Origin of the sequence: Nonomuraea sp. NPDC048892, from assembly GCF_040649735.1 — a bacterium.
Classification (GTDB): Bacteria; Actinomycetota; Actinomycetes; order Streptosporangiales; family Streptosporangiaceae; genus Nonomuraea; species Nonomuraea maheshkhaliensis.
Map to the genome: position 1 here is coordinate 1 of NZ_JBEZFZ010000042.1, position 7,387 is coordinate 7,387.

A 7,387-nucleotide genomic window follows, 5' to 3' on the forward strand; every position below is an offset into this window, starting at 1 on the left:
ACCCCAGCCGCGATTACCAACCTCAGGCAAACCCCAGCAAGACGAAACCCCCGAACCCGTAGGTTCGAGGGTTTCCGATGTCCTGAGACATCACATGGTGCCCCGGGTGGGATTCGAACCCACACTGTACGGGTTTTGAATCCGTTTCCTGCTGCCAGTTGGGATACCGGGGCTTATATCCGGAAAATCCGGATTTGCCCATGATGCACGCACCTGAAGCTTAGCCCAACGTGGGGCCACATCGGTCCGGCGTGGATCTAATCTACCGGACGTCTGTACTCTTCTGCTCGTGAGTACGCAGCGGCGAGTAGTGATCGCGGAAGACGAGGCGCTGATCCGCCTCGACCTCAAGGAGATGCTCCAGGAGGACGGCTACGTCGTCGTGGGCGAGGCCGGAGATGGTGAGCAGGCGATCCGGCTGGCCGCCGATCTGAGACCCGATCTCGTGATTCTGGACGTGAAGATGCCGGTGCTCGACGGCATCTCGGCGGCCGAGCGGATCGTGGCCGACCGGATCGCTCCCTGTCTGATCCTGACCGCGTTCTCCCAGCGTGATCTGGTGGAGCGGGCCCGTGACGCGGGGGCGATGGCCTATCTGGTGAAGCCGTTCACGAAGGCGGATCTGGTGCCGGCGATCGAGATGGCGGTCAGCAGGCACGAGGAGATGGTCGCGCTGGCGGCCGAGGTGTCGAGTCTGTCGGAGCGGCTGGAGACGAGGAAGCTGGTCGAGCGGGCCAAGGGGCAGTTGATGACGCAGCACGGCTGGAGTGAGCCGCAGGCGTTCCGGTGGATTCAGAAGGCGTCGATGGATCGGCGGTTGAGCATGCGTGAGGTTGCTCAGATCGTTATCGACGACGCGGCGGAGCGATCGTGAGGGAACCTGCCGTCGTCAGCACGGCTCAGCGCAGTACGGCCGTGAGTACGTCGGCGCCCAGTGCCGTCAGGTCGGTGAGGTTGACGCTGTAGCGGACGTAGCGGCCGTGCCGCTGGGTCGTGAGCAGGCCCGCGCGGCGCAGGACGGCGAGGTGGCGGGAGACCTCCGGGGGCGTGAGTTCCCAGGCGTGGGCCAGTTCGCCGGTGGTGTGGGGGCCGCGGGCCAGGGTGCGGAGCAGGCGTAGCCGCACGGGATGGGCGAGTGCCTCCAGGCGCAGCGTGACGGTTTCCAGCGTGACCGGTTTCGGCGGGCTCGCCTCGGCGACGGGATACTGCACCACGGGCGGCCATCCGGGCGCGTGGATGGCCACCAGGTGCGGGCGGCCGAAGACGCTGGGCAGGAAGGTGATCCCGGTGTCGTGGGCGGTGGTGGCGTTGTCCTGGAGTTTGTCGACGACGATGTGGTGGCCGTCGGGTGCCAGGGTGAGGGCGTCGGAGATCGACGTGAGTGCGGCTGCGATGCCCTGGTGCCGCAGCAGGTCGTTCTTGACGCGCACGTCGGTGGTGAGCTGGGGGGCGACGCGTGCCCAGGTGGCGTCGAAGAAGGCTTCTGCGCACTGTTCGAGGGTGTGGCGCACCCGTGCCCGCACGGCGGCGGGGTCGGCGAGCAGGCGTTCCGCGAAGGTCTCTTGGAGGGTGCCGCGGGCCTGGGCCAGGTGCAGGGCTCGCTCGCGGGCGGTGGCGTCGGTGAGGGGTGAGGGTGCGGCGAAGTGCACCCGGTTGCTGCCGCAGGTGGTGACGAGTGCGGCGGTGACGTAGGTTTCGTCGTCGATCCGGTCCACGTCGTCGAGTTCTTCTGCGAGGGTGGGCCGGGGGTGGGCGGGGACGAGGAAGTCGGCTCGTGAGGAACGCCAGAGGAACTCGGCCTCCCGCAGCCGTTCGGCGAGTTCGGGCCGCAGCCCGGCCCAGACGTCGCCGGCCCAGCCGGCCACTTTCGGGTGGTGCCCGGGCTCGGCCAGGACGTGCAGCATCGCGGTCAGCTCGGCCAGCGGGGAGGCGGCGAACCGCAGGCGCCGCGGCGGCAGGCCGCTGATGTCGATCCTCAGCGTCACCCTCCCATCATCGCTGGTCGGAGGTGCGGTGGCGGCATCGGTTGACGGTCTCCGTCAATCGTCGGGGCTGGTCCGGCGGGCGGACGCACTGTTGACGCCATGGCTACCACCACCACGCGGGCCCTCGTCCGTGCCTCAGGAGGCCCCCGCTATGCCGTCGCCCTCGGGGTGGACGCGCTCGGCACGGGCCTGCTGCGGCCGTTTCTGCTGCTCTACGGGGTGACGGTGCTGGGGCTGTCCGCGCCGGCCGCCGGGGTCGCGATGACGGCCGGCGTCGTGACGGGGCTGGTGTGTGTGCCGGCGGCCGGGCGCTGGCTGGACCGGGGTGCGCGCAGCGCGGTCGTGGCGGCGTCGATGTTGGTACGGGTGCTGGGTGTGGCGTTGCTGGTGGCCACCCCGGTGGGGAACGTGGGGTTGTTCGCGGCGGCGGCGTTGTTCCTCGGCATCGGCAACCAGGTGTGGCCGGCGGCCCATGCGGCGCTCGTGGCCACGGTCGCCCGGGGGCGGGATCGTGACGCCGCCCTCGCGGCGGGCCGCGCGCTGCGTAACGCCGGGCTGGGTGCGGGGGCGTTACTCGCCACCGCGTGCCTGGCGGGCGGCGCCACCGGGCTGCGGGTGCTGGCGGCCGGCACCGGGCTCGCCTATCTCGCCGCGGCGGCTCTGGCGTGGTCGGTGCGCGTACGCGCTCGTCCGGCCGCAACCACGGATGGGGGGGACGACGAAGCGTCCGGGATGCGGGTGCTGCTGGCCGCCAACGTGATCTACGTCTTCTGTCTCAACGTGCCCGAGATCGCGCTGCCGCTGGTCCTGGTGACGCAGTTGCACGCCTCGCCGGTCTGGCCGGCGGCCGTCTTCGTGGCGAACACGGTGCTGGTGATCACCTTGCAGGTTCCGGTCACGGTGCTGCTGTCCCGCTTCCGCCGGCGGACCGTGCTGGCTCTCGCCGGTGTGGTGCTCGCCGCGTCCTACCTGGGCTTCCTCGCCGCCATGTCGCTGGGGGACGGCTGGGGCGCGCCGGCCGTCGCCGTGGTGTCGGTGGTCTGCACTCTCGGCGAGATCGTCTATGCCGGCAGTGCCACCGCGCTGGTCACCGCGCGTGCCCCGGCGCGGGTCCTGGGACGTGCGCTGGCCCGTTTCCAGCTTTCGACGGGCTTCGGTCTCGCCGTCTCCCCGGCGGTTATTACGGCTCTGGCGCCGTACGGTCCTGCCGTGCTGTGGGGCGGGCTGGCCGGTGCGACGCTGCTGTCGGCGTCCGCCGTCGCCGTCGAGCCGGATCGGGGAGCCGGATCGGGGAGCCGGGAGCGGTCCGAGCATGACCGGAGTTGACCGGGCCGGTCAGCGCCGGCGGCGCCGGTCGGCCTAGCCGGGCCGGTCGCGGCAGGAGGTCAGAGTCGCTCGGGGGTCGCTCGGGGCTCGTGACCTCACCCTTTTGTGCCGGCGCCCTCAGGCGACATCCGCGGGTTGCGGCCGGGCCTGCTCGCATTTTTGTCTAGATCCGGAAATATCGGATCAGGTCATCCCATATCGGAGGGTGTCCGTAACTCTCATGAAACATATCATTACTATGGGTGTTTAGGACATTACGAATCGGCATAAAAGCCTCAGGAGAACTCCCCACAACCGCCCAAAAGAGGCATGCTGAGCTCGGAAAACTGGCGAAGGTGATCGTCACTTCGCTGAGATAGGGGGAGTCTCTTTCATGATGCGCATTGCTCCAGCGGGGCGCTTGCTGGCCGTCGCGGCCGCGGCGAGCCTGGCCCTGACGGCCTGTGGTGGTGGCGGCGACACGGCCGCCGAGCAGTCCGGCACCGCCGCGCCGTCCACGGCGGCCTCCTCGGCGCCGGCGGCTGCGGGCGACGGCACGCTGACCATCGGCACGGTGCTGCCCCAGACGGGTTCGCTGGCCTTCCTCGGCCCGCCCGAGTTCGCGGGCGTCGACCAGGCGGTCAAGGAGATCAACGAGGCCGGGGGCGTGCTCGGCAAGCCGGTCGAGAAGCAGCACACGGACTCCGGCGACACGACCACGAACATCGCCTCGCAGTCGGTGGACAAGCTGCTGGCGCAGAAGGCCGACGCCATCGTCGGCGCCGCCTCCTCGTCGGTGTCGGAGTCGATCATCGACAAGATCACGGGTGCGGGCGTCGTGCAGTTCTCGCCGGCCAACACCTCCGACAAGTTCAGCACGATCAGCGACAACGGCCTGTACTTCCGTACGGCGCCGCCGGACAAGCTGCAGGGCCGGGTGCTGGGCGACCTGATCGCGGCCGACGGCAACGACACCATCGGCATCATGGCGATGCAGGACTCCTACGGCTCGGGGCTGGCCGACCAGGTCACCAAGACGGCCGAGGAGGCCGGGGCGAGCGTCGTGGAGCGGGTGGACTACGACCCGAAGGCGGCCGAGTTCTCCGCCGATGTCGCCAAGATCAAGGCCAAGAACCCGAAGGCGATCGTGCTGATCGGTTTCGAGGAGGGTGCCAAGGTCGTGGCGGAGCTGGTCAAGCAGGGCCTGACCGCGGACAAGCACAAGTGGTACATGGTGGACGGCAACATGTCGAACACCAACTACCTGAAGATGCCCAAGGGCACCCTCAAGGGCGTCAAGGGCACGATCCCCGGCGCCGAGGCCCCCGACGCGTTCAGGAAGAAGCTCCTGGAGCTCAACCCCGAGCTCGACGACTTCACCTACGCGGCCGAGTCGTACGACGCGACGAACCTGATCGCGCTGGCCGCGGAGGCGGCCAAGGACGACACCGGCAAGTCGATCGCGGCCAAGCTGCCCGAGGTGAGCAAGGGCGGCGAGAAGTGCAAGAGCTTCAAGGAGTGCGCCGACCTGCTGAAGGCGGGCAAGGACATCGACTACGACGGTGTCAGCGGCCCGATCGAGTTCAACGAGGCCGGTGACCCGGCCGTGGCCACGATCGGCGTCTACGAGTACGGCGACGACAACAAGTACCCCGGCAAGGCGCTGGAGTACCGTACCGGCAACATCGAGGGCTAGGAGCCGAGCCCGCAGGCGGCCATCGCGTAGGCGATGAGCCGCTCCTGCAGCGGCTTGGGCGGCGTGACGATGACCACGCGCTCCTGCCCGCCGTCCACGGCGGCCCGCACCGGGAACTGGAAGGCCTTCTTGGCCTCGGCGAACGCGTGCGGGTCGCACCGGCCGGGGGTGAGCTCGACCGGCGCCTCCAGCCGTCGCGCGCCGGCTTTCAGCACGCCCATCGGCCTGTTTCGCGGGGTGGCGATGTAGTGGGTGGTGCCGCCCATGTCGTTCAATGAGACCTCGCCCGGCCCGCGCCTGGTGACCACCAGGCTTCCGCGCATGACCTTGCCCGACTCCTTCCAGTCCGGGCCGAACTCGATGCTCACCGCCTGCTTGATGAGGAACTCGGAGCATTCGTCGCGCAGCAGCCTGGCCAGCAGAGGGTCGGGGTGCGGCACGTCGAAGACGACCTTGTGCGGCTGCTGCGAGCCGGTGGCGACGTGGGCCACGACGGTGGCGGGGCGGAGCTCGGGCAGGTCGCCGGGGGAGCAGTTGGCGGCGCCGTACGGGATGGGCAGGTCCGTGCGCTCGGTCTTGCCGATGACGGCGTCGGCCCGTCGCGGCGGGAGGGTCTTGAAGGACTCCGTGACGAGCTGGACGTCAGCGAAATAAACACGTGTTTCACTCGTATTTCGGACAGCCACTTGAAGCGCGTGCACCGGCTCGTCGGAACGCCATTGGGCCAAGGAGACCGATACGCCGGGAGGCGGTCCGGCCTGCGCGGGCGACGGCAGGGCAGAGGATCCCTGGGCCGAACCGCAACCCGCGGCGAGGACGGTCAGCGCCAGGAGGGGTGTAATGCGCTTCACTCGTCGCACATTAGGCGTCCTTACGCAGGTCCGTAAGTTGAGGAGTGATTACGACTCCGCATCCAAGTGCCGACAGTTCCCACGGGGACCTAGTTACAGTCCTTCACCATTTTGTACGTTTCCGTCATTCGATCGGGAACGCTCGGCGGTGCTGACGGATCCCGGCCTGGATTGAAGGAGACACTTCATGATCCGCATTGCTCCCGTGGGACGGGCGCTGGCTGTCGTGGCCGCCACGAGCCTGGCCCTGACAGCCTGCGGCGGTGGCGGCGGCGACACCGCCACGCAAACGTCCCAGAGCGCTGCGCCGGCCTCGTCCGCGCCCGCGGCGCAGGGCGACGGCACGCTCACCCTCGGCACGCTGCTGCCCCAGACCGGTTCGCTGGCATTCCTCGGCCCGCCCGAGTTCGCGGGTGTCGACCTGGCTCTCAAGGAGATCAACGAGGCCGGCGGCGTGCTCGGCAAGCCCGTGACCAAGTACGACACGGACTCGGGCGACACGACCACCAACATCGCCTCGCAGTCGGTGGACAAGCTGCTGGCGCAGAAGGCCGACGCCATCATCGGCGCCGCCTCCTCGTCGGTGTCGGAGTCGGTGATCGACAAGATCACGGGCGCCGGTGTGGTGCACTTCTCGCCGGCCAACACCTCCGACAAGTTCACCACCATCAGTGACAAGGGCCTGTACTTCCGCACCTCGCCGCCGGACAAGCTGCAGGGGCGTGTGCTTGGTGACCTCGTGGTGGCCGACGGCAACGACACGGTCGGCATCATGGCGATGCAGGACTCCTACGGCACCGGTCTGGCCGACCAGGTCCAGAAGACCGTCACCGACGGCGGCGCCGAAGTGGTCGAGCGCGTCGACTACGACCCGAAGGCGGCCGACTTCTCGGCCGACGTCGCCAAGCTCAAGGCCAAGAACCCGAAGGGCATCGTGCTCATCGGCTTCGAGGAGACGGCCAAGGTCGTCCAGGAGCTCGTCAAGCAGGGCCTGCCCGCCGACAAGCACAAGTGGTACATGGTGGACGGCAACACGTCCAACACGAACTACATCAAGATGCCCAAGGGCACGCTCGACGGCGTCAAGGGCACCATCCCCGGCGCCGCGGCTCCGGAGGAGTTCCAGAAGAAGCTGCTGTCGGTCAACAAGGACCTTGAGGACTTCAGCTACGCCCCCGAGTCCTACGACGCGGCCAACCTGATCGCGCTGGCCGCCGAGGCCGCCAAGAGCGACGCGGGTGTCGACATCGCGGCGAAGCTGATGGAGGTCAGCAAGGGCGGCGAGAAGTGCACCAGCTTCAAGGCCTGCGTCGACCTGCTGAAGGCCGGCAAGGACATCGACTACGAGGGCGTCAGCGGCCCGGTCGAGTTCAACGAGGCCGGTGACCCGGCCGTCGCCACCATCGGCATCTACCAGTACGGCGACGACAACAAGTACGCCACCAAGGCGCTGGAGTACCGCACCGGCAACATCGCCGGCTAGTCGGTCACCAGAACCACCCCAGGGGCCCGGTCGTCCGCGACCGGGCCCTTTCGCGTGCGCTCACACG

6 protein-coding genes and 1 tRNA gene are annotated in these 7,387 nt (G+C 68.7%); 4 read left to right on the forward strand and 3 right to left on the reverse strand.

Features of this window, described 5'->3' with window-relative positions; genetic code table 11:
• Positions 1 to 95: 95 nt before the first annotated feature.
• Positions 96 to 173 (reverse strand) — tRNA-Leu (locus AB0C28_RS52680).
• A 116-nt stretch (positions 174 to 289) separates the two neighbouring features.
• On the opposite strand from AB0C28_RS52680, the gene AB0C28_RS52685 reads away from it, so the two are divergent.
• Positions 290 to 874 (forward strand): response regulator, encoded by a 585-nt coding sequence (locus tag AB0C28_RS52685; RefSeq protein WP_245956065.1) that lies wholly within the window; start codon positions 290 to 292, stop codon positions 872 to 874.
• 25 nt (positions 875 to 899) lie between these two features.
• On the opposite strand, the gene AB0C28_RS52690 is transcribed toward AB0C28_RS52685, so the two are convergent.
• Positions 900 to 1,985 carry a DUF5937 family protein gene (locus AB0C28_RS52690; RefSeq protein ID WP_358084657.1) on the reverse strand — a complete coding sequence of 362 codons (1,086 nt, stop codon included), beginning with the start codon at positions 1,983 to 1,985 and terminating at the stop codon, positions 900 to 902.
• Between the two features lie 99 nt (positions 1,986 to 2,084).
• On the opposite strand from AB0C28_RS52690, the gene AB0C28_RS52695 reads away from it, so the two are divergent.
• Entirely contained in the window at positions 2,085 to 3,311 is a 1,227-nt protein-coding gene (locus AB0C28_RS52695) for an MFS transporter (protein ID WP_358084661.1), read from the forward strand.
• 373 nt (positions 3,312 to 3,684) lie between these two features.
• The gene (locus AB0C28_RS52700) at positions 3,685 to 4,986 is read left to right on the forward strand and encodes an ABC transporter substrate-binding protein (protein WP_357860682.1); all 1,302 of its coding nucleotides are present in this window, start codon (positions 3,685 to 3,687) and stop codon (positions 4,984 to 4,986) included.
• On the opposite strand, the gene AB0C28_RS52705 is transcribed toward AB0C28_RS52700, so the two are convergent.
• The gene (locus tag AB0C28_RS52705) at positions 4,983 to 5,672 is read right to left on the reverse strand and encodes a hypothetical protein (RefSeq protein ID WP_357860679.1); all 690 of its coding nucleotides are present in this window, start codon (positions 5,670 to 5,672) and stop codon (positions 4,983 to 4,985) included. The genes AB0C28_RS52700 and AB0C28_RS52705 overlap by 4 nt on opposite strands.
• Positions 5,673 to 6,024: 352 nt before the next feature.
• Between AB0C28_RS52705 and AB0C28_RS52710 the strand changes: the two genes are divergently transcribed.
• Positions 6,025 to 7,320, forward strand: coding sequence for an ABC transporter substrate-binding protein (locus AB0C28_RS52710; RefSeq protein ID WP_357860676.1), 1,296 nt, complete (start codon positions 6,025 to 6,027; stop codon positions 7,318 to 7,320).
• Positions 7,321 to 7,387: the final 67 nt, after the last annotated feature.